A 24,898-nucleotide genomic window follows, 5' to 3' on the forward strand; every position below is an offset into this window, starting at 1 on the left:
AGGCCCTGTACCCAGCCCAGAGCACACCTACCCGGATGCGGAACCGCATCCACTCACCAGGCCCGGAGTCTTTAAGTTCGGCGGCCGTTAACGGCGGCGAGACCGCAGGTAGTCGCCGACGACGGCCGCGCCCAATCCGTCGAGATCGGGCACCACGACCCGCCCCTCGACACGTCGGGCGACCTGGTCGATGAAGCGGGCAAGACCCGGGTCGCTGCCCAGCCGGAAGATGGTGATCTGGGCGCCCAGCCGCGCCATCTCGTCGAAGCCGCGCACCGTGTGCGCGATGGTTCGCGGATGCGGTGGGTAATCGAAGAACACGGTCGTGCCGTCGCCGTCGAAATCCTCCAGGTGCGCGGTGGGCTCACCGTCGGTCACCACCAGCACCACAGGCTGCGCATTGGGATGACGGCGCAGATGCCGACCGGCCAGCGCCAGCGCGTGATGCAGGTTGGTGCCCTGCTCGTAGACGCCCTCGAGTCCGGTGAGCTCCGCGGCGGTCACCGTTCGCGCGTATCGGCCAAAGGCGATGATCTGCAAGGCATCCGAGCGAAAACGCGTGCAGACCAGATGGTTGAGCGCCAGCGCAGTCTGCTTCATGGGCAGCCAGCGATTTTCCATCACCATGGAAAACGAGGTATCGACCAGCAGCGCGACCGCGGCCTGCGTACGTGTCTCCGTCTCGGAGACCTCGACGTCGTCGACGGAGATCTTCAACCGCCGGTCCGGGCCATCCACGGTGGCGGTTCCCGATTGCCGCAGAACGGCGTTGGTCAACGTGCGGGAGATGTTCCACGGTTCGGTGTCACCGAACTGCCATGGTCGGGTAGCGCCGGTGAGCTCGCCGGCAGCGCCCGCACGCCGGTGATCGCGCTCGCCACGCCGTCCGGAAAGTTGTTGTGCCACATCGCGTAACGCCGTCTCACCGAGTCGGCGCATGGCCTTCGGCGACAGCCGCCACTGGCCGTCCGAGCCACGGTCCAAGAAACCCTGATTCATCAGCGCGCGTTCCATTTCGGCAAGGGTGCGGGCATCGACGGCCGCCTCGTCCCCGAGCTGTCGTGCCAGCGCATCCAGGTCGACGTCGTCCATGGTGGCGCCCGGATAGCTCTGCGACAGCTGCTCGGCCAGTTGCTCCAGCTCGCCGATGTCGGCCAGCGCCTGGGTGCCCTCGCCCATACCGAACGGATTGTCACCGGAGAACTGCTCGGAACCGCTCCAGTCCTCCCCTGGGCGCGCCGCCTGCAGGTGCGCATCAAGCCGGTTCAGCGCCTGCATCAGCGATGGGGAGCCAAAGGCCTGCTGCGCCAAGGCATCCAGTTCGTCGCGCTGCTCGGCGCTCAGGCTGTTGCGGAAACGCTGGGCGGCGGCGGCGCGCTTGGCCAATGAGTCCAGCAGCTCTTCGACGTTGCGCGGATTCTCTGGAAAGAACTCGCCGTGGTTGTCCATGAAGTCTTCGAAGTCTTGCTGAGTGTCCTCGCCCCGGGCGTGCTTGTCCAACAGGTCGTTGAGGTCGTTGAGCATGTCGTTGACCCGCTGGCGATCCTCGTCGGTGGCACCTTCCAGTGCCTGCTTCATGCCCGCGAAGCGTTGGTCCAGCATCTCGCGGCCGAGCAGATCCTTGATCTGGTCGTACTTTTGGCGGGCCTCGCCGCTGCGCCAGTTGTAGTCGGAGAGCTCCTGTACCGCCTTGGCCGGCGACGACGGCAGCGCGTCCAGCTGCAGTTCACCGAAGCGCGCGTCATCGTCGAGCGCGCGGGCTAATTCCTTGCGTTCGGCCAGCACGGCCTCGTCCAAAAGTTTCTTGATTTCCTGCAGGGTGCCATCTAAATTATTGCGCCGCAACAATTCCCGTCGTCGCCGGTTGGCCTCGGCGGCCAGCCGATCCGCACCGGGCATATTCTTGGTGCCGCGGCGCAGCAGCTCCGACAGCGCACGGCGCGGCGACGTGCCGGCCATGACGTCCTGGCCGATCTGTTCGAGCGCCTCGCGCAGATCCACCGGCGGGGCCAGCGGGTCGGGGCCGCCGGTGTACGCCGAATAGCGCGAGGAGTGCCCTCGTGACGATCGCAGCCGCGGCGAAGCCGGGCGCAGCGGGTCGTCACCATCAGACTCAGCCATAGACGGTTTGACCCTCCCCGGATACCTTGTCGATGCGCTTGGCCAGATACAGGGCCTCCAGCGCCAGCTCCAGCGCCGCGGCGCGTTCGCCTTCCGACTGCGCACCGAGCTTGGCCGCAATCTTGTCCACCACCGGCAGGTTCGGGGGGATGGCGGCCAGCACATCTTTGGCCGAGATCCGCTCGCCCGTCGTCACCGCCGAACCCCCCTCGACCGCGGCCACCAGCGATCCGACGTCGATGCCGCCCAGGGCCCGCGAAGCGGTGTCGGCGGTGGCCCGGCGCAGCAGGTGTTCGAGCACGGCCTGTTCGCGGCCTTCCTCGCCGGATTCGAACTCCAGCTTGCCGCGCAGGACGTCGATCACCGTGCCCAAATCGACGACCCGCGCCACCGGGTCGGTCTCCCCCAGCACCGCGCCGCGGTGCCGCGCGGCGGCGGCGACGGTCTCGGCGGCGGCGATCGCGAACCGCGCCGACACCCCGGACCGTTGATCGACGGAGTTGGACTCCCGCAAGTAGCGGGCGAACCGGGCGATTATCTGCATGAGGTAGTCGGGAACCTGGGCCAACAGGTGCGCTTCCTGCGCGATGACACCGACTTCCGCTTCGAGCTCAAGCGGGTAGTGAGTTCGGATCTCCGCGCCGAAACGGTCTTTGAGCGGGGTGATGATGCGTCCGCGGTTGGTGTAGTCCTCTGGGTTGGCGCTGGCGACCACCAGGACGTCCAACGGTAGGCGCAGCGTGTAACCGCGGACCTGGATGTCGCGTTCCTCCATGACGTTGAGCATCGACACCTGGATGCGCTCGGCGAGGTCGGGCAGCTCGTTGACGGCGACGATGCCGCGGTGGGCGCGGGGAATCAGCCCGTAAGCGATGGTCTCCGGGTCCCCCAGGCTGCGGCCCTCGGCGACCTTGATCGGGTCGATGTCGCCGACCAGGTCGGCGACGCTCGTGTCCGGGGTGGCGAGCTTTTCGGTGTAGCGCTCGCTGCGGTGCTTCCATTCGACCGGCAGGTCGTCACCCAGGGTGGCGGCCTTGCGGATCGACTCCGGCGTGATCGGCGAGAAGGGATGCTCACCCAGTTCGGCACCGGCGATCACCGGCGTCCACTCATCGAGCAGTCCGGTCAAAGCACGCAGCAACCGGGTTTTGCCCTGGCCGCGTTCACCGAGCAGAACGAAGTCGTGGCCCGCGATCAGCGCGCGCTCGAGTTGGGGCAAGACCGTGTCGTCGAATCCCAAAATGCCAGGCCAGATAGCTTCGCCATCTCCGCCTTCGGCTAGGCGTGCAAGCAGATTTTCGCGGATCTCCTGCTTGACTCCCCGTTCACGATGTCCGGCGGCACGCAGTTCGCCGACGGTACGGGGCAGGTTGCTCGGTGACATCACCACTCCACGCTACGACGCGCGCTCAGACCAGTCATGCCAAGGGCGTTCACTCCACGCTTATTGACACCCGCGTCGCGGCGCGCACCGCGACTAATGCGCGAAGTGACGCGCTCCGGTGAGATACAGCGTGATGCCGGCGTCGGCGGCCGCCGCGGTCACCTCGTCGTCGCGCACCGATCCGCCGGGATGCACGATCGCTCGCACTCCGGCGCCGGTCAACGTCTCGAGTCCGTCGGGGAACGGGAAGAACGCATCGGAGGCCGCGACCGCGCCGCGAACGCGATCACCGCCGCGTTCGACGGCCAGCCGCGCGGCGTCGACCCGGTTCACCTGGCCCATCCCGACGCCGATGGTGGCACCGCTGCCGGCGATCACGATCGCGTTCGATTTCACGGCGCGACACACCCGCCAGGCGAACACCAGGTCGGCCAGCGTCGCCGGATCGGCCGGGGAGCCGGTGGCCAGCGTCCAATTCAACGGGTTGTCGCCGTGCGCGTCCAGCTCGTCACGCTGCTGCACCAGCAGGCCGCCGGTGATCGGCCGCAGCTCGGTACCACCGCTCAGTGGCTCCGACCCCACCAGCACCCGGATGTTCTTCTTGCGGGTCAGCACTTCCAGAGCGGCCGGCTGGTAGGCGGGGGCCACGATGACCTCGGTGAAGATGGTGCTGACGAATTCGGCCATTTCCAGGCTGACCTCGGTGTTGGCCGCGATGACCCCGCCGAACGCACTCAGCGGATCGCATTCATGCGCCTTGCGGTGTGCGTCGGCGACCGATGTCGACGAGATGGCGATTCCACACGGGTTGGCGTGCTTGATGATTGCCACGCAGGTCTGCTCGTGATCGAAGGCTGCCCGCCAGGCCGCGTCAGCATCGGTGAAGTTGTTGTAGGACATCTCTTTTCCGTGCAGCTGCTCGGCCTGCGCCAGTCCCGGCCACGCGCCCGGGTCGCTGTAGAGCGCCGCCTGCTGGTGCGGGTTCTCGCCGTAGCGCAGCATCACCGAGCGGCGCCAGCTGCGGCCCAGCCACTTCGGGAAGGTCGCCGGCGGGTGCTCGGGGGCCAACGTCGACTCCATCCAGCTCGCAACCGCGATGTCGTACTCGGCCGTGTGCTGAAATGCCAGCGAGGCCAGCTTTTTACGCTCGGCGAGGGTAAAGCCGCCTGCGCGTACCGCGGCGAGCACGCCGTCGTAGCCCAGGGGGTCGGTGATCACCGCCACGCTGGGATGGTTTTTCGCCGCGGCCCGCACCATGGACGGGCCGCCGATGTCGATCTGTTCGACGCATTCGTCGATGCTTGCCCCGGAGTCGACGGTCTCGGTGAAGGGGTACAGGTTGACGATGACGAGTTCGAACGCCGCAATGCCGAGTTCCTCGAGCGCGGCGGCGTGCTCGGGTTTGCGAAGGTCGGCCAGCAGGCCCGCGTGCACGCGCGGGTGCAGTGTCTTGACCCGGCCGTCGAGCACCTCGGGAAAACCGGTCAGGTCCTCGACCCGGGTCACCGAAATGCCCTTGTCGGCAATGGTCTTCGCCGTCGATCCGGTCGAGACGATCTCGACGCGCGCATCCGCCAAACCCCGCGCGAGGTCGACCAAACCGGTCTTGTCGTAGACGCTGATCAAGGCGCGCCGGATCGGCCGTTTGGCGGCTTCGCGCCAGTCGTGGGTGCTCATCGGTTCATCGCCTTTCGTCCGATCGTCGCTTTTCTCCCGACCAGGGTCAGGCCGCCTGTCGCGATCGCGGCCACCACGTCTACCAGTAGCTTGCGTTCGGTGACTTTGATGCGTTCGTGCAAGGTCTCTTCGGTGTCGCCCTCGAGTACCGGAACGGATTCCTGCGCCAGAATCGGCCCGGTGTCCGTCCCCGCGTCCACCAGGTGCACCGTACAGCCTGTGAGCTTCACACCGTAGGCCAGCGCGTCGGCCACGCCGTGCGCACCCGCGAACGCCGGCAGCAGGGTCGGATGGGTGTTGATGACGCGGCCGTGGAATTGCGAAAGAAATTGCGGCCCAAGTATTTTCATGAAGCCGGCCGAGACCACCAGGTCGGGTGAGTGCGCGGCGGTGGCCTCGGTGATGGCCGCGTCCCAGGCGTGGCGGTCCGGGTGGTCACCGAGCCGGACAGTGAACGTGGGCACGGCCGCGGCCGCGGCGATCTCAGTCGCCAGGCAGTCGCGGTCGGCACCGACGGCGACCACCCGGGCCGGGTAGTCCGCGACGGCAGATGTCAACAGTGAATTCAGCAGCGACCCGGTTCCCGACGCCAGTACCACCACCCGTGCCGGTGCGTTAGTGAGCACATGGAGCGGTTCGACCACATCGGCGAGCCTAGCCCGGCGACGACGCGCGTCGCGCAGCGACGGGAGGTGGGGGAACCCCCATTGCGCAGCCGCCAAGGGGAGAGTCGGGCATCGCTACTTTCGGCGTGGTCGCCCCGACGATCAAGCTGGCCGCATGGGAATTGCCACCTTCGAGCGACAATCGCCCGGTGCCCCTCCCGCGCTCGCCGCGGTCGTCGCTGCGAGGCGGGCAGAACGCTTAGTCCTCGGAATCTCGCTCGGTCTGGTCCGGCTCCGGTTCGGCGGGCGGCCGCTCGTCGCCTTCGACAGGCCCGTCGGGTTCGGCGGAGTCGTCCCGCGTATCGGGCTCGGCGGAGTGTTGCGGCGCGTCGGGTTCAGCGGAGTCCAACCGCGCGTCGCGTTCGGCGGAGTCGGCCGAAAGATCGCTCGAATCGGCCGGCGCCTCGCCGGCCGCGTCGACCGGGATCGCGCCCTCCCCCGCCACGTCCGCGGGCGGCCGGTCATCGAAAACTCCCGTGAAGTCCGCGGGCTCCTCCACCGCGGCGGTCGCGGCCTTGAGCCGTCGGGGCCGACGCCTGACCCCACCGCTCGTCACCACGGTGACCCCGCCGACGACCGCAAACCAGAAGAAGACACCGATGAGTAACGCGCCCTGGTCCACGCCGACGTGGCCGAAGTTGCCCAGCTGGCCGCTGCCGGCGTACGCGAGCAAGGACAGCACCAGTGCCCCGGTGACCGCGGCGACCAGCAGCTTGGCCGCGGCCGTCAGCGGCGGTAGCGCGCGTCGGGCGCATTGCTGGCCGACCGCCACGCCGGACGACGCGCCGATGATCAGCAGCGCCACCCAGACCGGGCCCAGCGGAGGCCTCGGGACGGCGGCCAGCACCGGCAGGGCCGGGATATCGCCACCGAACACGGTGAACGAACTGAATGTCGCAAACCCAATGTGCGCGCTAGAGCCGACGGCCATCGCCGCGGTGCCCACAATCACGTTGGGCGCGTAGAGGATTGACAGCAGGGTCAGGCTGAATTCCCCGAAGATCGAATCGGTGATGCCGTAGAGCTCCTGCATGGTCGACCAGTGCACGACCAATGACCCCGCCGTCACCAGTCCGGACAGCCCCAGCAAGGCGAGCAGGCCGGCGGAGGCGGCGCGCAGGGAATCGCTTAGCCAAAACGGCAGCGACGACGCCGCCAACGTCCGCGGCCCCACCCGGGACCACACACCGATCCCGGCGCCGACGGCATGAACCACGAGCACGCTGAGGAACGCGCGCAGCGCGCTGGGTGTTTGCAGCTCGGTGATCACCGACGACGCGTCGTGGATGACCGCCAGCGCGATCGCCGTCATGAACAGCGGGCCGCCCAGCGCCGAGGCGATGACCCAGCGCACGACCAGCCATGACGAATAGGGCGTGGTGGCTCGTGCCGTATTGCGCGCGGTCGCCCAGATCATCAAGAGGACCGGCAGCAACGGCATCACACCGAGTTCGCGGCCACCGATCGACACAGGTACCTGGTGCACCCCCAGCCACATGCTGGCGATCGCGCCCAGCGCACCGGTCATGTCGCTGTTGGCGATCAACAGCTGGACCAGCGTGACCGCGGCGATGATGACCAGCGCAACCACCGCAGGGGCGAACGCGACCCTGGCGAGGTCACGCGCCTGGCGAGCGCCTGCTGCCCGGTTGTCCTCCACTCGTGTCACTCTGGGGCACGTCCGCGACTAGGCGCGAGAGCGCAGGTTAGGAGGGCGCTGGCCCAGACGGTGACGACGGCGACTGTTGCTGGCCGAACTGCTGCCCCCCACCCTGCTCGGAGAAGTTCGTCGTCTCCGAACCGGTGTCGGACCCCCCGCCGCTCGGCGGCGGGCTGAAGCTGGGGAAGCCGGTGGGCGGTGTCGACGAGCCATGCTGCTGTGAAGACGGCTGGGGACCGGACTGCGCGGCGGGCTGAGCACCGAAACCGCCGGTCGGAACGCCGCTCTGGGTGGGCGCCGCGCTCGGCGAATAGCCACCGTACTGCGACCCGTATCCCTGCGGCGATTGCTGCTGGCCCCCGTGCTGCTGGGCACCCGGCTGCTGACCGTAATAAGGCTGCTGACCGTACTGGCCGTATTGCCCGTACTGGCCGTACTGCGCATAGGGGTCGTACTTGGGGCGTGGGGCCGGTGCGGTGATCACGCCGGAATCCAGCAGGACCACCACGACCGCGGCGATCGCCTCGAGCACGACGGCCGCCACCAGCGGCCACATCGCCCAGCCGATCGCGAAACCGGAGGGCAGGTTGATCGTCTCGGTGATGGCCAGCAACGCAGCCAGAACCGCGATCACCGCAACGATCCCCGGGTAGTTCTTGGTCTTCGGCAGCAATCCGAGCCCGGCGAGCAGGGCGGCCAGCACGGCAACCACGACGGCGGTGCCCGCGTCACCGGCGCGCCCGCCGATGCCCGGGCCGAGGTCGGCGCCGATGGTGAAGGTGGGACCGAAGTTCAGCAGGTAAGCCGCAAGACCGAGGACCACCACCGCGATGTTCAGGTAAAACGGCAGTTTGCTCGTTCCGTCGTCGTCTTTGGCGAAGGACGGTGTGCCGCCCGCATAGGTGCCGCCGGTTTGCGCCGGTGGATAGCCCGGGCTTCCGGGAGAGTAGGTCATAGCTCCTCCTGTTGCTTCCAGTGCCTTGAACTGCCTAGCGGTCGTCACGGTGCGGTGCAACGCTGTGCCTACAGGCGCCTCGCTGCCTTAGCGACGCGGTCGATCACCCACGCTAGCGCACGTGCGACAACCCGTGCCGCTGCCACTGGCTTGGACGGCGGGACCCATAACGGCGGTGCCGCGCCCGCCTCGCAGGACGGACGGCTTGCTCCATAGAGGTAGAACACGTTCTAATTCTTTGCATGGATTACGGGCTTGTGCTTTTCACCAGTGATCGCGGTATCTCTCCGGCGAAGGCCGCGAAGCTCGCCGACGATTACGGCTTTCAGACCTTTTACGTGCCAGAACACACTCACATTCCGGTGAAGCGCGAGGCAGCTCACCCCACCACAGGGGACGAATCGCTGCCCGACGATCGCTACATGCGGACACTAGACCCATGGGTGAGCTTGGGCGCGGCGTGCGCGGTCACCTCACGGGTGCGGCTGTCCACGGCGGTGGCCCTCCCCGTCGAGCATGACCCGATCACCTTGGCGAAAAGTATTGCCACCCTTGACCACCTGTCCGGCGGACGGGTCAGCCTGGGCGTCGGGTTCGGCTGGAACACCGACGAACTCGCCGACCACAACGTGCCAGCGGGCCGGCGGCGCACCATGCTGCGTGAATACCTCGAAGCGATGCGGGCGCTGTGGACTGAAGAAGAAGCCGAGTATGACGGTGAATTCGTGAAGTTCGGCCCAAGCTGGGCCTGGCCCAAGCCGGTGCAATCGCACATCCCGGTGCTGGTGGGCGCCGCGGGCACGGAGAAGAACTTCAAGTGGATCGCCCGCAGCGCCGACGGCTGGATCACCACACCGCGCGATTTCGACATCGACGAGCCGGTGAAGCTGCTACAGGACACCTGGGCGGCAGGGGGGCGCGACGGCGCCCCTCAAATCGTGGCACTCGACTTCAAGCCGGTTCCCGAGAAGCTGGCCAAGTGGGCCGAGCTGGGGGTGACCGAGGTGCTGTTCGGTCTGCCGGACAAGTCCGAAAACGACGTCGCCGCCTACATCGAGCGGCTCGCCGGCAAGCTCTCGGCGACGGTTTAGGCCCACGCCGGCGCGAGGGGACTAGGCCAGCGACGCCCGGTTGCCGTTGTCGGTCGACCACACCCAGATCTGGGCGCCGAGCGGATCGCCGTCGCACATCAATGCGACGAGATCGTCATCATCGGTCGTGGCCATGAATCGCGTGTTGTCCGCGGCGAGCCGGCCGACGATGATGCCGGTGCGGACCGGCCAGTCGTAACGCACGGAGTACGTCTCGATGGTTGCCGCGCCGTCGGGTGCTTTCGTGACGTCGACCTTCGGCAGCGAGTCGATCTCCGCCTTCAGCGCCGCACAGTCGTCGGCGCGCCAATTCACCGGTGTGGTCGAGTAGATACCGACCGAGTACTTGCTCATGATCCCGCCGTTGGCGCCGACGAGGCCGAATCGCCCTGGCCTGTCCCGCATTTGCGCGACGGTTTCGGCGATACCGTGCAGCGAGTAGCTGTTCCCGGGACCGCCGAAGTACGGCAATCCGCCGGTCAGGGTCAGGCCACGCGGGTCGTCACCGTCGATCCCCAGGGCTTCGCAGGCGACGAACACGGGGAACGGGAAGCAACTGTACAGATCAAACGTATCGATGTCGTCGACGCCGATTCCAGCTACGCGCAACGCTTCTCGAGCCGCATGGACCGCCGCCGGGCTGGCACCGAGATCGACGCGATCCAGCATCGCCTGCTCGATCATGTCCGAGTGGCCATGCACATAGACCCACTTGTCCTCCGGCACGCCAAGGCGGATCGCCGCCTCCACTGAGGTCAGCACCGCCGCCGCGCCCTGGTTGACCTGATCGCGGGCGACGAGCAGACGTGGATAGGGGTCACAGATCATCCGATTGTCGTCGGTGATCGTGATGATCTCATCGACCGACCGCTCGACCGGTGATGATGAAAGCGGATTCTTGGCAGCCACTTTGGACATCGGGGCGAACAGCTCTGCCATCTGGCACCGGTAATCGGCCACGCTGTACCCAAGGCGGGCGCGGCGGGCGTTCTCCAGGAGCCCGTACTGCACGGGCGCACTGGTCAAGCCGTGCTGGATCGTGTAATCGTCGATGTAGCTTGAAATCTGGTGGCCGCGATCCTCCAGCTGTCCCTCGACGTGTTCAGTGAAATCGGGCTTGTCGACCCGATCGGCGAAGTAGCGAGCCGTCGACCCCGGCTCCGAGCCCATGATCAGTACGACGTCGGCGGCGCCCGACACGATTGAGGTGCCCGCCTCGGTCACTAGCTTCTGCGGCCCCTGCCCACCGACCGGTTCGAGTACCACGCGGGCGGGATCGCCGCCGAGACGGTTCATCACCGAACGCGGGTAGTTGTTCGACTTGCCGAGCCTGGCCGGCATCGGTCCAGAGATCTCGAACTGCCGTAGACCGAAGACCGTGTCGACCGCCTTCACAACGGCCTTGGCACCGGTGTCGGCCAGAGCTGCCCGCGTGGCGGCCGTCGCGAGGTCGACCGCCGACATACCGCGATACTCGGGGTCGTCGATCCGTTCGGTGAACTGGCCGACACCGACGAGCACCGGAGTACGCGGATCGACCCGCATGACAAACCTCCTGGCAGCTGTTAGTTCGACAGGCTAACCGATGGCTGGAGCCAAAACGAAACCGCGGCCAGATCGCGGAGTCGGGCGAAAACGCGACCTGACCGCAGTCCGGTGAAGAACTACAGGCTCTGCAAAATCTCCCGGGCCAGCGCGGCGGTCTCCGACGGCGTCTTGCCGACCTTGACGCCGGCCGCCTCGAGGGCCTCCTTCTTGGCGGCCGCGGTGCCCGACGAGCCGGACACGATGGCACCCGCGTGGCCCATCGTCTTGCCCTCGGGCGCAGTGAATCCCGCGACGTAGCCGACGACAGGCTTGGATACGTTGGCCTTGATGTAGTCCGCCGCGCGCTCCTCGGCGTCGCCGCCGATCTCACCGATCATCACGATGACCTTGGTGTCGGGATCCTTCTCGAAGGCTTCGATGGCGTCGATGTGGGTGGTGCCGATCACCGGGTCACCTCCGATGCCGATCGAGGTGGAGAACCCGAAATCGCGCAGCTCGTACATCATCTGGTAGGTCAGCGTGCCGGACTTGGACACCAGGCCGACCGGGCCGGGACCGCTGATGTTCGCCGGGGTGATGCCGGCCAGGGCCTCACCGGGGGTGATGATTCCGGGACAATTCGGCCCGATGATGCGGGTCTTCTGGCCCTTGTCCACGTTGTATGCCCACGCAAAGGCGCTGTCCTGCACCGGAATTCCCTCGGTGATCACCACCAGCAGCGGGATCTCGGCGTCGATGGCCTCGATGATCGCGTCCTTGGCGAACCTCGGCGGTACAAAGACGACCGACGCGTTCGCGCCGGTCTCCTTCATCGCTTCGGCGACGGTGCCGAACACCGGAAGCTCGACGTCCTTGCCGACAGGGTCCACGTGCGACACCGTGGTGCCGGCCTTGCGCGCGTTCACGCCGCCGACCACCTGGGTGCCGGCCTTCAACATGAGCGCGGTGTGCTTGGTGCCCTCACCGCCGGTGATGCCCTGGACGATGACCTTGGAGTCCTTGTTCAAAAAGATCGACATGGCTTGACTCCCTTACTTGTTCGCCAGCTCGGCGGCTTTGTCAGCACCGGCGTCCATGGTCTCGGCCTGGATAACCAGCGGGTGGTTGGCTTGGGCCAGGATGCGGCGACCTTCGTCGACATTGTTGCCGTCGAGCCGGACCACGAGCGGCTTGTTGGCCTCGTCGCCGAGCATGTGCAGCGCGGTCACGATCCCGTTCGCGACCGCGTCGCACGAGGTGATACCCCCGAACACGTTCACGAACACGCTCTTGACCTGCTTGTCGTTCAAGATGACGTCTAGGCCCGCGGCCATCACCTCGGCCGACGCGCCACCGCCGATGTCGAGGAAGTTGGCCGGCTTGACCCCGTCGTGCTTCTCGCCCGCGTAGGCGACGACATCGAGCGTCGACATCACCAGGCCCGCACCGTTACCGATGATGCCGACCGAGCCGTCCAGCTTGACGTAGTTGAGGTCGTGCTCCTTGGCCTTGAGCTCGAGCGGGTCGGTGGCGTCGCGGTCCTCGAACTCGGCGTGACCGGGCTGACGGAAGTCCGCGTTGGCGTCCAAGGTGACCTTGCCGTCCAACGCCAGAATCCGGTCTTGCGGGTCGCGCACCAACGGGTTGACCTCAACCAGGGTGGCGTCCTCGGCGACAAAGAGCTCCCACAGCTTGTTGATGGTGACCGCCGCGGCGTCGAGCACCTCGGCGGGCAGGTGGCCCTGCTCGGCGATGGAACGCGCGGTAGCCAGGTCGACACCCTTGACGGCGTTCACCGGAACCTTGGCCAGCCGCTCCGGCTTGGTCGCGGCGACCTCCTCGATCTCCATGCCGCCCTCCACCGAGCACATGGCCAGGTAGGTGCGGTTGGCGCGGTCGAGCAGGAAGGAGATGTAGTACTCCTCGGCGATGTCGCTGGCCTCGGCGACCAGCAGCTTCTTTACGACGTGTCCCTTGATGTCCAGACCGAGGATGTTCTTGGCGTGCTCGTAGGCGTCTTCGGGTGTCGCTGCGTATTTGACACCGCCCGCCTTGCCACGGCCGCCGACCTTCACCTGCGCTTTGACCATCACCGGACGGCCGATTTCGGTCGCGATCTCGCGAGCGCCCTCGGCGGTGTCCGTCACGCGTCCCGGCGTAGTCGGTACGTTGTGCTTGGCGAACAACTCTTTTGCTTGATACTCGAAAAGGTCCATGGACTCTCTGTCTTCGCTCGACTCAACTACTAGGCCTCTTGGTGGGCGCTGCCGCACTCGACAACTCGCACGGACGAACTGTATCCACCCCTCAAACGGCTCCTACCGCCGCGTCCGCCCTTGTGGCACAGCTCACGAGCCATGGTTTGACCGTCCGCGTGATCCAAGTCACAATTCCGCCCGGATTTTGCAACGAGGTTGCCAGCCCCGCGCGTTAGCGGATACCTTCCTAGGGTCCAGATAACGTTATGGTCACGATACGAGGACATTTCAGGTTGTCCCAGCACCGTTTTGCCCGGTCTTCTGCCGTAACTGAAGGCGTCGTGAGGGTGGGTCGCGCGGCGGGTGCCCGATGGGCCGACGCACCGCATCGCACCGAAGTCACTGAAATCCTTCCGCTCGATGGTTTTGATTTCGGCGACTTCGACCTCAGCGACGATGTCGGCGACCTCGACTTCAGCAGCGACTCACCGTTCGACAATGAAGCACAGGTGCTGCTGGCGCCCGAGCTCGACGACCTGAACGATGCCGACGACGTGCGTCCGGTCTGGCTGGCCGCACCCGTGACCGAGGTACTTCCGCGGGTGAGCGTCGAACCGCGCTCCGAGCGGCGTCGGGATCGCTCGCACGCCACCGACGTCGTAGGCGTCACCCGCCGCGGCGGACAGCATCGCAAGGAACCGACCAGCGCGGCCCGGGGGCGGCTGCTGATCTCGGCGATGGCCGCGGGTGCGGCCGCCGCGGCCGCCCACACGGCCACCAGCCACGCCGAGACCCCCAAGACCGACGCCGTGCTGGCCGCCAACGCGTCGGCGCTCACCGGCGGGGCGGGCACCAACACCGTCCGCGGGCCGCAGGTGGTCGCGGCGGCGCCGGCGGCCACCGCCGCGCTGCACAATCAGGAGCTCGCCAAGGGAGTCGCCTTCGCCAACGACCGCGCTCAGCGCGAGGCGCGGTTGTCGCAGCCGCTTTATGTGATGCCGACCAAAGGCATCTTCACCTCTAACTTCGGCTACCGCTGGGGCGTGCTGCACGCCGGTATCGACCTAGCCAACTCGATCGGGACACCGATCTATGCGGTGTCCGACGGCGTGGTCATCGACGCCGGCCCGGCCAGCGGCTACGGAATGCTGGTCAAACTCCGTCACGCCGACGGCACGGTCACGCTCTACGGCCACATCAATACCGCGCTCGTCAGCGTCGGTGAGCGCGTGATGGCCGGCGATCAGATCGCCACGATGGGTAACCGGGGCAATTCGACCGGTCCACACCTGCATTTCGAGGTGCTGCAGGGCGGCAGCGAGCGGATCGACCCCGTGCCGTGGCTCGCTAAGCGCGGTCTTACAGTCGGCAACTACGCTGGTTGAGGTGACCGCGCCGAACGAAGAACCTTCCGGTCCGCATCCGTCCGAGCCCAGGCCCGAGCACGATCCGCCCTCCGACTCACGGACGCGGATCATCCGGCGCGCGCCGACCGGGCCCATCCCCACCACGCCGGACACTCCGACCACCCACTTCGCCCCGCAATCGCCCCCCTACCCGGCCGGTTCTCGCGCAGGTCGCACGGGCTACGCCGGAGTGCCGCCCCTCGAACCCACCGATCGCACCGCCGTGGCCGCGTGCGCGGTGAGCATCATCAGCGGCTGGGCCACGTCGGTGGTGGCCACGGATCTGATCGCCGGTTGGTGGCGAACCGACCGGTTGTTCTGCATCGCGGTGGCGTTCCTGGCCCTCGTGTTCGCGGCGACGACGGTGTCCGGCGTGATCATGCTGCTGCAACGCCGCTCGATCAGCCGCTACCTCCTGATGGCCGGTGCGCTGGTCGCCTTTCTCACCTACATCGGGGTGTTCATCGCCGGGGCCCGAGTCGCCTGGGTGGTGCACCTGCTGCCGATACTGCCGATCGCCACGGTGGTGCTGGTGCTGCTGCCGCAAACTAAACGCTGGCTCGACGCCTGAGTTTCGCCGAACGTGCACGCACGGCGAGGATTTCGTCGATTTTTCGCACTGAGTGCACGTTCGACGCACGCGTCGTGGTCGTCGGGCTAGAGCTTGCTGATCGGGGCGTGGTTGTGCATGAGCTTCACCCGGCCCGAGCTGCCGAAGTCGATCAGCGACATCGCGGATTCGCCGACGCCTGACACTTCCTCGACCCGGCCCAGCCCGTATTTGTCGTGCGTCACCCGGTCGCCCGGTGCGAGCACCAGTAGCGGGCGCTTGCTCATTCCCGAGCGGGTCGGCGCCGCCCGCGGCGTGCCGAACCGGCCGGCACCGCTCACCGGCGCGCTGAACGACGGGGCGGGCGCCGTGCGTCGCCATTCGATGAGTTCCTGCGGAATCTCTTGCAGAAAGCGCGACTCCGGGTTGAGCATGGGCTGTCCCCAGGAGGACCGGACGATGGCTCTGCTCAGGTAGAGCCGTTGCCGCGCCCGGGTGATCCCGACGTAGGCCAGCCGCCGCTCTTCGGACAGTTCGACCGGATCGTCCAACGACCGCATGTGGGGGAACATCCCGTCCTCCCAGCCGGTCACGAAGACCACCGGGAACTCCAGGCCCTTGGCGGTGTGCAGCGTCATCAGGGTGACCATGCCCGCGCCGTCCTCGGGGATCTCGTCGCTGTCGGAGACCAGCGAAACCCGCTCCAAAAACTCCGCCAGCACACCGGTATCCGGAACGTCTTCGTCCTCGGGGGTGTGCAAGGACTCGCCCAGTGCCGCGGCGTTGGCCCGATCGGTGCTGAATTCGTGTGCCACGCTGACGAGTTCGTTGAGGTTGTCCAAGCGCGCAAGTTCCTGGGGATCGGTCGAGGATTCGAGTTCTCGGCGGTATCCGGTGCGTTCGAGCACCGACTCGACCAGATCTCCGAGATCGTCGTCCAGGCGTCCGCGCAGATCGTCCAGCAGCTCGACGAAACCGGCGATCGCCTTCTCCGCTCGCGAATTCAGCATCGGCACTTTGCCCTCGGCCGCGGCCACGAGTGCATCGGCGAAACTGGCGCCGGTGTTCTCGGCATACACCGCCACGCAGGCCTCGGCACGATCACCGATGCCCCGGCGCGGTGTGTTGAGGATGCGCCGGATGCTAACCGTGTCCCCGGGGTTGTCCAGCACCCGCAGGTAGGCGACGATGTCGCGAATCTCCTTGCGCTCGTAGAAGCGCACTCCCCCAACGACTTTGTAGGGGATTCCGGCGCGGATGAACACCTCTTCGAACGACCGAGACGAGTTGTTGGTGCGGTAGAAGACGGCGACGTCGTTGTAGGTTATCGCGCCTTTCTCGGCGAGCGCGTCGATCTCCTCGGCGACGAACCGGGCCTCGTCGTGCTCGTTGTCGGCGACGTAGCCGACGATCAGCTCACCGGCGCCTTCGGCGGTCCACAGCCGCTTGTCGCGGCGTCCGGAGTTGCGGGCGATCACAGAGTTGGCCGCGGACAGAATGTTCTGCGTCGAGCGGTAATTCTGTTCCAGCAGAATGGTTGTGGCGTCCGGGTAATCGCGCTCGAAGTCCTCGATGTTGCGGATGGTGGCACCGCGGAACGCATAGATCGACTGGTCGGCATCGCCGACCACGCACAGCTCCGCCGGCGGCACCTCATCGGAGCCGGGCTCATTCGCCGGTCCCAGCTTCGCAGGACCGCCGCGGCCGACCAGTTCGCGTACCAGCACGTACTGCGCGTGATTGGTGTCCTGGTACTCGTCGACGAGGACATGCCGGAACCGCCGCCGGTAGTGCTGGGCGATCTGCGGGAAGGCCCGCAGCACTGCCACGGTTTCCCCGATCAGGTCGTCGAAGTCCAGGGCGTTGGCCGCCCGCAGCCGCCGCTGGTATTCGCCGTAGACGCTGGCCACCGTGCGGGACAACTCGTCGGAATCGTCGGTCAGGTTGCCCACCGCCTCGGCCGGGTCGATGAGTTCGTTCTTCAGGTTGGAGATGGCGTTGGCCAGCAGCCGGGGCGAGTACCGCTTGATGTCGAGCCCCATGTCGCGCCCGATCATCTGCAGCAGACGCCGTGAGTCGTCGGCGTCATAGATGGAGAAGTTGGAATTGAGGCCCTCGATGACGGACGCCTGGTTGCGCAGGATCCGTACGCAGGTCGAGTGGAAGGTGGACACCCACATGGCCCGCGCCCGGTTGCCCACCAGCCGCACCACCCGTTCGCGCATCTCGGCGGCTGCCTTGTTGGTGAAGGTGATGGCCAGCACCTGCCCGACCCCGACCCCGCGTTCTGCGATCAGATAGGCGATCCGGCGGGTCAACACCGCGGTCTTTCCCGAACCCGCGCCCGCGACGATCAGCAGCGGGGAACCTTCATGCACCACCGCTTGGCGCTGTTGCGGATTGAGGCCCTCGAGCAATTGGTCTGCTTCGGAGGCCGGCTTGGCATCTGTTGCGTGCACACTCATGTCAGTCCAAACTTACCGCCGCCCACTGACGCACGGCGCCCTGGCATCAGACCAGGCTAGTGGCCGCAGCCGCGGCCGCGGCATCACCCAGACTTCCGTCAATTCGGCGTGTCGACACGAGATGTCTCGACCCGTCCCGCAGCGCACTCGCACCCCGGTGCATAAATCCGTTTCTTTGTATGGCTACGGTTTTTAATGGCAAACTCGATTGGTGCTCAACGCGCAGTGCCGGCGACACTCCTCGACTCATGGAGTGGCGCCGGTAACTCCCCTACGGGTACCGGTTGGCGACGCCCGTGGGTCAACTGCTTCCGCAGAGCCCCGTGGTCCGCTTTCGGCATTCGGGGCTCTTCTTTTGTGAGGCCCGATACTGCATGAGACCAGAACCCCCACATCACGACGAAGACGCGGAGTCAGCAGAAATGAACATCGAGGTGGTAGAGACCGACGAGGTCACCGACATCGACGAGTTGCGCCGCGAGATCGACCGGCTCGACGCTGCGATCCTGGCCGCCGTGCAGCGGCGCACCGAGGTGTCACAGGCGATCGGCAAGGCCCGAATGGCATCCGGCGGCACGCGGCTTGTGCATAGCCGCGAAATGAAGGTGATCGAGCGCTACAGCGCCCTCGGCCCCGAAGGCAAGGACCTGGCGATGCTGCTGCTGCGTCTGGGCAGGGGACGGCTCGGTCACTGACCTCGACGATTTATCGGTCGGGCGCAGAGCTGGCTGCGACACCTGGCTCCGGCACGTCGCAGCCCATAGGGTCGAGGCATGACCTCCGTGCACATCCTCCCCGACATCACCGCCACCCCGGCGTGGGACGCCCTGCGTAGGCATCATGACCAAATCGGCGACACTCATCTGCGCCAGTTCTTCGACGACGATCCCGATCGCGGCCGGGAGCTGACCGTCTCGGTCGGCGACCTATACATCGATTACAGCAAGCACCGCATCACACGAGAAACGCTGCGGCTCTTGGTCGATCTCGCGCGCACGGCCAACCTCGAAGAGCGGCGCGACCAGATGTTCGCGGGGGTGCATATCAACACCTCGGAGGATCGCGCGGTCCTGCACACCGCGCTGCGACTGCCCCGGGACGCTGAGTTGGTCGTCGACGGCGAAAACGTCGTCCAGGCCGTGCACTCGGTGCTCGACGCCATGGGCGACTTCACCGACCGGTTGCGCAGCGGTGAATGGACGGGAGCCAGCGGGAAACGCATCAGCACGGTCGTCAACATCGGCATCGGTGGATCGGACCTCGGCCCGGTAATGGTCGACCAGGCGCTGCGCCACTATGCGGATGGGGGGATCTCGGCGCGGTTCGTCTCCAACGTGGACCCGGCCGACCTGATTGCCACGCTGGCCGATTTAGACCCCGCCACAACGCTATTCATCGTTGCGTCGAAGACATTCTCGACGCTGGAAACCCTGACCAATGCCACGGCCGCGCGCCGCTGGATCACCGATGCCCTCGGCGACGCCGCGGTGTCCCAGCACTTCGTCGCCGTGTCCACCAACAAACGCCTCGTCGACGACTTCGGCATCAACACCGAAAACATGTTCGGGTTCTGGGATTGGGTAGGAGGCCGCTACTCGGTTGACTCGGCGATCGGCCTGTCGGTGATGGCGGTCATCGGCCGACAAGCTTTCGCGGACTTCCTATCCGGATTCCACATCGTCGACCGGCACTTCAAAACCACGCCGTTGGAGTCCAACGCACCTGTGCTGCTTGGCCTTATCGGCCTGTGGTATTCCAACTTCATGGGGGCGCAATCGCGCGCCGTGCTCCCGTATTCCAATGACCTGGCGCGTTTCGCCGCATATCTGCAACAGCTGACCATGGAATCCAACGGCAAGTCGACCCGCGCCGACGGCAGCCCGGTCACCACGGACACCGGTGAAATCTTCTGGGGCGAACCGGGAACCAACGGGCAGCACGCGTTCTACCAGTTGCTGCATCAGGGCACCCGCTTGGTGCCCGCGGACTTCATTGGATTCAGCCAGCCCCTCGACGATCTGCCCACCGCCGAAGGCAGCGGCAGCATGCACGACCTGTTGATGAGCAACTTCTTCGCCCAGACCCAGGTCCTGGCCTTCGGCAAGACGGCCGAAGAGATTGCGGCCGAGGGCACCCCCGCGGACGTCGTGCCGCACAAGGTGATGCCCGGTAACCGGCCGTCGACATCGATTCTGGCCAACCGGCTCACCCCGTCGGCGTTGGGCCAGCTGATCGCGCTGTACGAACATCAGGTCTTCACCGAGGGCGTGATCTGGGGGATCGACTCGTTCGACCAATGGGGCGTGGAGCTGGGCAAGACCCAGGCCAAGGCCCTGCTTCCGGTGATCACCGCGGACGGCTCGCCGGCGCCGCAGTCGGACAGCTCCACCGACGCGCTGGTGCGTCGGTATCGCAGCGAACGTGGGCGAACCAGCTGAATCTCAGGCGAACATCTTGGTCAGCCGAGGCGGCAGCACCCGCATCAACTGCACCAGCGGCGCCCACGGCCACCACGGCACCGCCGCCCGGCCGGGCTCCCGTTCCATGGCGGCGACGAGGGCGTTGACGCCGGTTTCGTTGTCCACCATCAACATTGTGCTGTTTGACTTCGCCGTCATCTCCGACTCGATGTAGCCGGGCTCCAGCACCGAAACCTTGACGGGCCCTTTGGCGTATTCGGCGCGCAGCGATTCGCCCAGTGAGCTCACCCCGGCCTTGCTCGCCGCATAGGCCGCCTTGACTCCCGGCACGCCCTTGTTGCCGAGCACCGAGGAGATCAGCACCAGGTGGCCCGAACCGGTCTTGTTGAACATCTCCAGGGCGGTCTCGATCTGCACCAGAGCTGACACCAGGTTGGTCTCGAGGGTGGCCTTGTTGGCCCACAACTTGCCGGACCCCAGTTTCGCACCCTTGCCGATGCCGGCGTTGACGACGATGCGGTCGATGCCGCCCAGTTCGTCGCTGAGTTCGGCGAATATCTTGGGGACCGCCTCGTGGTCGTTGACGTCCAGCGCGGCGACCGCGATCTTGATGCCCGGATATTTCTGCGAGAGCTCGGCTTTCAGCTCATCGAGCCGGTCGGTGCGCCGCGCGCACAGCGCGAGGTCGCGGCCCTTGGCGGCGAAGGCGCGCGCCATTCCGGCGCCCAGCCCGGAGCTGGCGCCGGTGATGAGGATCTTCTGGCGAGTCATCGGGGCAGCATATCGACAGGCGTCAAGTCCGCGGTCGGGTGACTACTTGAGCAACCGCGACATGCGCCGGTCGGCCAGGATCTTCCCACCGGTCTGACACGTTGGACAGTATTGAAAAGACTTGTCCGCGAACGACACTTCGCGCACGGTGTCCCCGCATACCGGGCAGGGCAACCCGGTGCGGGCGTGCACCCGCAATCCGGAGCGCTTCTCGCCCTTGAGCGTGGCCGCCCCCTGCCCGACGGACCGGCGTACCGCGTCGGTGAGCACCGAGACCATCGCGTCGTGCAGCGTCGCGAGCTGCGCTTCGGACAGCTTGCCGGCGGTGGCGAACGGCGAAATGCGGGCGACGTGCAGGATCTCGTCGCTGTAGGCGTTGCCGATCCCGGCGATCATCTTCTGGTCGGTGATGACCGTCTTGATCCGGCCGGTGTTGCCCGCCAACAGGTTGCCCAGCGCGTCCACGTCCAGGTCGAGCGCGTCCGGGCCGAGCGCGGCGATACCGGGGACCTGCGCCGGATCATCGACCAGCCACACCGCCAGCCGCTTCTGGGTGCCGGCCTCGGTGAGGTCGAAGCCCGGCGCCTCGCCGGGCGTGCCCAGGTGCACCCGCAGCGCGATCGGGCCCTTGCCGGGCCGCAGCGGCGCCGCGGCCAGCTTGTCCGACCACCGCAGCCAGCCCGCCCGCGACAGATGCGCGATCAGGAAGAGGGTGTCCGTCCGCAACCCGAGGTACTTGCCCCACCGCTCGGCGCCCGCCACGTTCTGGCCGTGCAACGCGCTGATCGGCGGGTCGAAGGTCTTCAACACGGACAGGGCGCCGATGTCGACCCGGCCGATCGTCAGGCCGACGGCATGGCGTCGCAGGTGGTCGACCAGCGCTTCGATCTCGGGTAGTTCGGGCACCGTTTCAGTGTGCCGGTCGCAGCAAATAGGTGTCCATGATCCAGCCGTGCCGGGCGCGGGCTTCGGCTCGCAGCGAAACGATGCGGGCCCCCACCTCGCCGACGGTGCCCGCGATGAGCAGTTCGTTCTCGGTGCCGAGGTAGGCGCCCCACCAGATCTGCGTGTCGGGCGGACAAATCTGGAACGAGCAGTCGGCGTCGAGCATCACGACGGCGGCTTCGAGGGCCGGCCCGCGGTTGCGCAGTTGCCTTCCCGTGGTGATCAGAACGGGTTCGCCGACCTCGTTTAGCGGTATGCGGTGCCGCGCGGTCAGCGCCTGTACCGCGGTGATGCCCGGGACGACGTCGAAGGTGAAGTCGACCCGCGTGGCCACCGCACCCAGGATGCGCAGCGTGCTGTCGTAGAGCGACGGATCGCCCCATGCCAAAAAACCACCGACGCCATGCGGACCCAGCTCGGCAGAGATGGCGTCGGCCCAAATAGCCGCGCGGGCGGCATGCCAGTCCGCAACCGCGTCCCGGTAGTCGGCATCACCTGTCCGCTTCGGGTCGGGTAGCTCCACGAAGCGGTAGCCCGGCTCGCGGATGAAGCGGCCGCAGATCTCGCGTCGCAGCGCCACCAGGTCGCTCTTCTGCTCGCCCTTGTCCATCGCGAAGAACACCTGGACGTCGTTGAGCGCATCGATGGCCTGCACGGTCACGTAGGCGGGATCGCCGGCACCGATGCCGATGACGTGGATGTGCCGGCCCACTACCTCGCCTCCTGATCTTCGTTGCCCGTCAGATTGCCGAATCGCAACCTCCAGCATCTAGCCGGGACCACAAGTACCCAGTACCCTGGGTACCGTCGAAGCACCCAATGGAGGGACGCCAGCGATGACCTCAGCGGTAAAGCCCGCAGGGCCGAGTCGTGAAGAATTCTCCGACCGCCTGCTGAAGGGCTCGGTCAAAAAGTCTTATGAGCCCGTCGTCGACATCGATTGGGATGCCCCGTTGGATCCGGACAAGTTCTACCTGCCGCCCCGGCTGGTGTCGCTGTACGGCACGCCGATATGGGACGAGATGACTCGCGAGGAACAAATCGAGCTGTCCAAGCAGGAACTGGTCAACACACTGTCGGCCGGGATCTGGTTCGAGAACATGCTCAACCAGTCGCTGCTGCGCACCATCCTGCACGAGGACCCGACCAGCAGGTCGACGCATTACAAGTTGACCGAACTGGGCGACGAGACGCGGCACATGGTGATGTTCGGCAAGGCCATCGAACGCATCGGCGCCAAGCCGGTGCGCCCCAGACTGTTTCACCGATGGATCATCAACGCGCTGCCGCTGGCGTTTCAGCGCGGGTCCATGCTCTGGGTGGCAGCCCTGATCGGTGAGGAGATCTTCGACTCGCTGCAGCGGCAGATGATGGACGATCCGGAGCTCCAGCCGATCATTCAGCGGCTCATGCGTATTCACGTCACGGAAGAGGCGCGCCACATCCAGTTCGCGCGCGACGGCGCGCGCAAGCGCGTCGTCGAGATGCCCCGGTTCAACCGCTGGTTCATGGCCAACATCAACGGCCTGGGCGGCTATTTCTTCAATTACCTGTTCAGCAATCCGGTGCCTTACGCCCGAACCGGCCTCGACCCTAAGCGGGCCCGCAAGGTCGCGCGCACCAGTCCGCATCGGCGCGACATGCAGGTTGCCGGCTTCGCTCCGCTGGCGGCGTTTCTGACCGAGATCGGCCTGATGGGCCCGATCGCACGCCGCGGCTGGAAGCGCAGCAGGTTTCTGTGACGCGGTCGCCCGAGCGCCGCTGCCATATCGCCGTCGTCGGTGCAGGCGCATTTCGCCGAAGCGCCCAAACCGCCTTGCTGGCAGCCGATTTCACCGACCTGGTGACGCTGGACGGGCGGGGTCGGCACGCGCGCTTTGACGACGACTCCGACTCCTGGCTGTTGACCGCGGCGGACGGCGAACACCTCCGGGCCGATGTCGTCGTTGCCACCGACCGCCCGGTGCAGCGACCATGGCTGCCCCGCATACCCGGGCGTGACGAGTTTCGCGGAGTGTCGTTCCACGCCGCGGCCTGGGATTCCGGATTCGATCCGTCCGGCAAACACATCGCGGTGGTCGGCACCGACACCGCGGCCGGACACCACCTCGGGCGCCTGGCGCCGGCGGCCGCATCGGTCACCGTGTTCGCATACGCACCGCGGCGCGTCGTGACCGAAATCCCGCTGTGGTCCACCCGCGCCGCACATTGGCTGCGCCGCCGCACCCTGCGGGCCGCCCGGGCCCGCGTGGCGATCGCCGCTTCGGCCATTGAGGCGGTGACCGCCTCGGGCGTGCGGACCATCGATGGCGTCGACCACGCCGTCGACGCCATCATCTACGGCACCGGGTTCTCCGTGCCCGAGGACTTCGCCGACCAGACCTTGGTCGGCGCTACCGGCCTGACCATTCGGCAGGCGTGGTACGAGGGCATGGAGCCGTTCTACGGGGTGGCCGTTCGCGGCTTTCCCAACTACTTCTTCCTCACCGGACCCGATCCGGACGCGCAGTTGCGCTACGTCGTCAAGTGCCTGGACATCATGCGGGGTACCGCCAGTCGCCGCATCGAAGTGCGGGCCAGCAGCCAGCAGGTGTTCAACGAGCGGGCTCAGTTGCGAGCCGCCGAGCCGCCCCCGGTGGCATCCGCCTTCGATCTCTCGGCCAGCGCGCCCGCCGACGAAGACACCTACGACGGCGCTGCCACGCTGGAAATCGCAGGCACCCGCCACTCGGTGCGCGTCCGGCTCACCGGCCACCTGGACCCGATCGACGGCCACTACCACTGGCAGGGAACGGTATTTGGTTCCTCGTCGGAACCGTTGTGCGGCGACATCCTCAAGCAAGCGAGGATCGGCACGCTGACCATCGGTGAGTGCAGCACGCCCGCACGCATCGTCGAACAAACACCGTGGGGGACGCACTCGGTCGCCGGAGTGGGCGCTCCCCCCTACGCGCTGAGCAACCACTGAGAAGGCCGAGACGCGGCGGTGCGTCGGGGCCTTTGCCCCGGTGAGCGCCCTGATCGCGGACATACCGAAAAGTTTGGCGGCTCTCACCATGTGGT

20 protein-coding genes and 1 pseudogene are annotated in these 24,898 nt (G+C 66.7%); 7 read left to right on the forward strand and 14 right to left on the reverse strand.

Annotation, left to right across the window (positions count from 1 at the left end; translation table 11 throughout):
- Positions 1 to 87: 87 nt before the first annotated feature.
- The 6 genes from A5686_RS01500 to A5686_RS01525 all read right to left on the reverse strand — a co-directional run bounded on the left by A5686_RS01500 (position 88) and on the right by A5686_RS01525 (position 8,462).
- Positions 88 to 2,121 carry a VWA domain-containing protein gene (locus A5686_RS01500; RefSeq protein ID WP_067930087.1) on the reverse strand — a complete coding sequence of 678 codons (2,034 nt, stop codon included), beginning with the start codon at positions 2,119 to 2,121 and terminating at the stop codon, positions 88 to 90.
- On the reverse strand, positions 2,114 to 3,505 hold the full coding sequence (locus A5686_RS01505; protein WP_156749896.1) for an ATP-binding protein: 1,392 nt from the start codon (positions 3,503 to 3,505) through the stop codon (positions 2,114 to 2,116). The genes A5686_RS01500 and A5686_RS01505 overlap by 8 nt, the downstream gene beginning before the upstream one ends.
- 93 nt (positions 3,506 to 3,598) lie before the next feature.
- Complete coding sequence (gene purH, locus A5686_RS01510) at positions 3,599 to 5,182, reverse strand: bifunctional phosphoribosylaminoimidazolecarboxamide formyltransferase/IMP cyclohydrolase (protein WP_067930091.1); 1,584 nt, start codon at positions 5,180 to 5,182, stop codon at positions 3,599 to 3,601.
- Positions 5,179 to 5,826, reverse strand: coding sequence for a phosphoribosylglycinamide formyltransferase (purN, locus tag A5686_RS01515; protein WP_067930093.1), 648 nt, complete (start codon positions 5,824 to 5,826; stop codon positions 5,179 to 5,181). Before purN ends, purH begins: the two co-directional genes overlap by 4 nt.
- 220 nt (positions 5,827 to 6,046) lie before the next feature.
- Positions 6,047 to 7,507, reverse strand: a complete 1,461-nt coding sequence (locus tag A5686_RS01520; RefSeq protein ID WP_082947412.1) for a DUF6350 family protein — start codon at positions 7,505 to 7,507, stop codon at positions 6,047 to 6,049.
- Between the two features lie 46 nt (positions 7,508 to 7,553).
- Positions 7,554 to 8,462, reverse strand: a complete 909-nt coding sequence (locus A5686_RS01525) for a DUF5336 domain-containing protein (RefSeq protein ID WP_067930095.1) — start codon at positions 8,460 to 8,462, stop codon at positions 7,554 to 7,556.
- 242 nt (positions 8,463 to 8,704) lie between these two features.
- Here A5686_RS01525 and A5686_RS01530 point away from each other — a divergent pair, with 242 nt between their 5' ends.
- Positions 8,705 to 9,553 (forward strand): LLM class F420-dependent oxidoreductase, encoded by an 849-nt coding sequence (locus tag A5686_RS01530; RefSeq protein WP_067930097.1) that lies wholly within the window; start codon positions 8,705 to 8,707, stop codon positions 9,551 to 9,553.
- A 21-nt stretch (positions 9,554 to 9,574) separates the two neighbouring features.
- Here the strand turns inward: A5686_RS01530 and A5686_RS01535 are convergent, their stop codons facing one another.
- From A5686_RS01535 to sucC, 3 genes are all read right to left on the reverse strand, one after another.
- A complete protein-coding gene (locus tag A5686_RS01535; RefSeq protein ID WP_067930098.1) occupies positions 9,575 to 11,098 on the reverse strand; it encodes an acetyl-CoA acetyltransferase in 1,524 nt (507 codons plus the stop codon).
- Positions 11,099 to 11,217: 119 nt separating this feature from the next.
- Positions 11,218 to 12,120: a succinate--CoA ligase subunit alpha gene (sucD, locus tag A5686_RS01540; RefSeq protein ID WP_067930099.1), complete on the reverse strand. Its 903-nt coding sequence runs from the start codon at positions 12,118 to 12,120 to the stop codon at positions 11,218 to 11,220.
- A gap of 12 nt (positions 12,121 to 12,132) precedes the next feature.
- A complete protein-coding gene (gene sucC, locus A5686_RS01545; RefSeq protein ID WP_067930100.1) occupies positions 12,133 to 13,296 on the reverse strand; it encodes an ADP-forming succinate--CoA ligase subunit beta in 1,164 nt (387 codons plus the stop codon).
- Between the two features lie 329 nt (positions 13,297 to 13,625).
- Here sucC and A5686_RS01550 point away from each other — a divergent pair, with 329 nt between their 5' ends.
- Together A5686_RS01550 and A5686_RS27495 are read left to right on the forward strand one after the other, a co-directional pair.
- Complete coding sequence (locus A5686_RS01550) at positions 13,626 to 14,663, forward strand: M23 family metallopeptidase (protein ID WP_082947413.1); 1,038 nt, start codon at positions 13,626 to 13,628, stop codon at positions 14,661 to 14,663.
- A 1-nt stretch (position 14,664) separates the two neighbouring features.
- Positions 14,665 to 15,255: a hypothetical protein gene (locus A5686_RS27495; protein ID WP_067930101.1), complete on the forward strand. Its 591-nt coding sequence runs from the start codon at positions 14,665 to 14,667 to the stop codon at positions 15,253 to 15,255.
- Between the two features lie 86 nt (positions 15,256 to 15,341).
- Here A5686_RS27495 and pcrA read toward each other — a convergent pair whose 3' ends face one another.
- Positions 15,342 to 17,699, reverse strand: a complete 2,358-nt coding sequence (pcrA, locus tag A5686_RS01560) for a DNA helicase PcrA (protein WP_067930102.1) — start codon at positions 17,697 to 17,699, stop codon at positions 15,342 to 15,344.
- A gap of 374 nt (positions 17,700 to 18,073) precedes the next feature.
- Between pcrA and A5686_RS01565 the strand changes: the two genes are divergently transcribed.
- Together A5686_RS01565 and pgi are read left to right on the forward strand one after the other, a co-directional pair.
- A complete protein-coding gene (locus A5686_RS01565) occupies positions 18,074 to 18,394 on the forward strand; it encodes a chorismate mutase (protein WP_067930104.1) in 321 nt (106 codons plus the stop codon).
- Between the two features lie 78 nt (positions 18,395 to 18,472).
- On the forward strand, positions 18,473 to 20,137 hold the full coding sequence (gene pgi, locus A5686_RS01570) for a glucose-6-phosphate isomerase (protein ID WP_067930106.1): 1,665 nt from the start codon (positions 18,473 to 18,475) through the stop codon (positions 20,135 to 20,137).
- Positions 20,138 to 20,140: 3 nt separating this feature from the next.
- Here the strand turns inward: pgi and A5686_RS01575 are convergent, their stop codons facing one another.
- The 4 genes and pseudogenes from A5686_RS01575 to cobF form a co-directional block, all read right to left on the reverse strand.
- Complete coding sequence (locus tag A5686_RS01575) at positions 20,141 to 20,890, reverse strand: SDR family oxidoreductase (RefSeq protein WP_067930110.1); 750 nt, start codon at positions 20,888 to 20,890, stop codon at positions 20,141 to 20,143.
- 42 nt (positions 20,891 to 20,932) lie between these two features.
- A complete protein-coding gene (locus tag A5686_RS27730; RefSeq protein ID WP_231986250.1) occupies positions 20,933 to 21,391 on the reverse strand; it encodes a zinc finger domain-containing protein in 459 nt (152 codons plus the stop codon).
- Between the two features lie 162 nt (positions 21,392 to 21,553).
- Positions 21,554 to 21,796: pseudogene (locus A5686_RS27735) on the reverse strand (DNA-formamidopyrimidine glycosylase family protein); the annotation flags it as partial.
- A 4-nt stretch (positions 21,797 to 21,800) separates the two neighbouring features.
- On the reverse strand, positions 21,801 to 22,547 hold the full coding sequence (gene cobF / locus A5686_RS01585; RefSeq protein WP_067930114.1) for a precorrin-6A synthase (deacetylating): 747 nt from the start codon (positions 22,545 to 22,547) through the stop codon (positions 21,801 to 21,803).
- Between the two features lie 124 nt (positions 22,548 to 22,671).
- Between cobF and A5686_RS01590 the strand changes: the two genes are divergently transcribed.
- Positions 22,672 to 23,577, forward strand: coding sequence for a diiron oxygenase (locus tag A5686_RS01590; protein ID WP_067930115.1), 906 nt, complete (start codon positions 22,672 to 22,674; stop codon positions 23,575 to 23,577).
- A gap of 236 nt (positions 23,578 to 23,813) precedes the next feature.
- The gene (locus A5686_RS01595) at positions 23,814 to 24,803 is read left to right on the forward strand and encodes a DUF4873 domain-containing protein (protein ID WP_231986251.1); all 990 of its coding nucleotides are present in this window, start codon (positions 23,814 to 23,816) and stop codon (positions 24,801 to 24,803) included.
- The last annotated feature ends 95 nt before the right edge of the window (positions 24,804 to 24,898 follow it).

This window comes from Mycobacterium sp. E2479 (assembly GCF_001667925.1).
Classification (GTDB): domain Bacteria; phylum Actinomycetota; class Actinomycetes; order Mycobacteriales; family Mycobacteriaceae; genus Mycobacterium.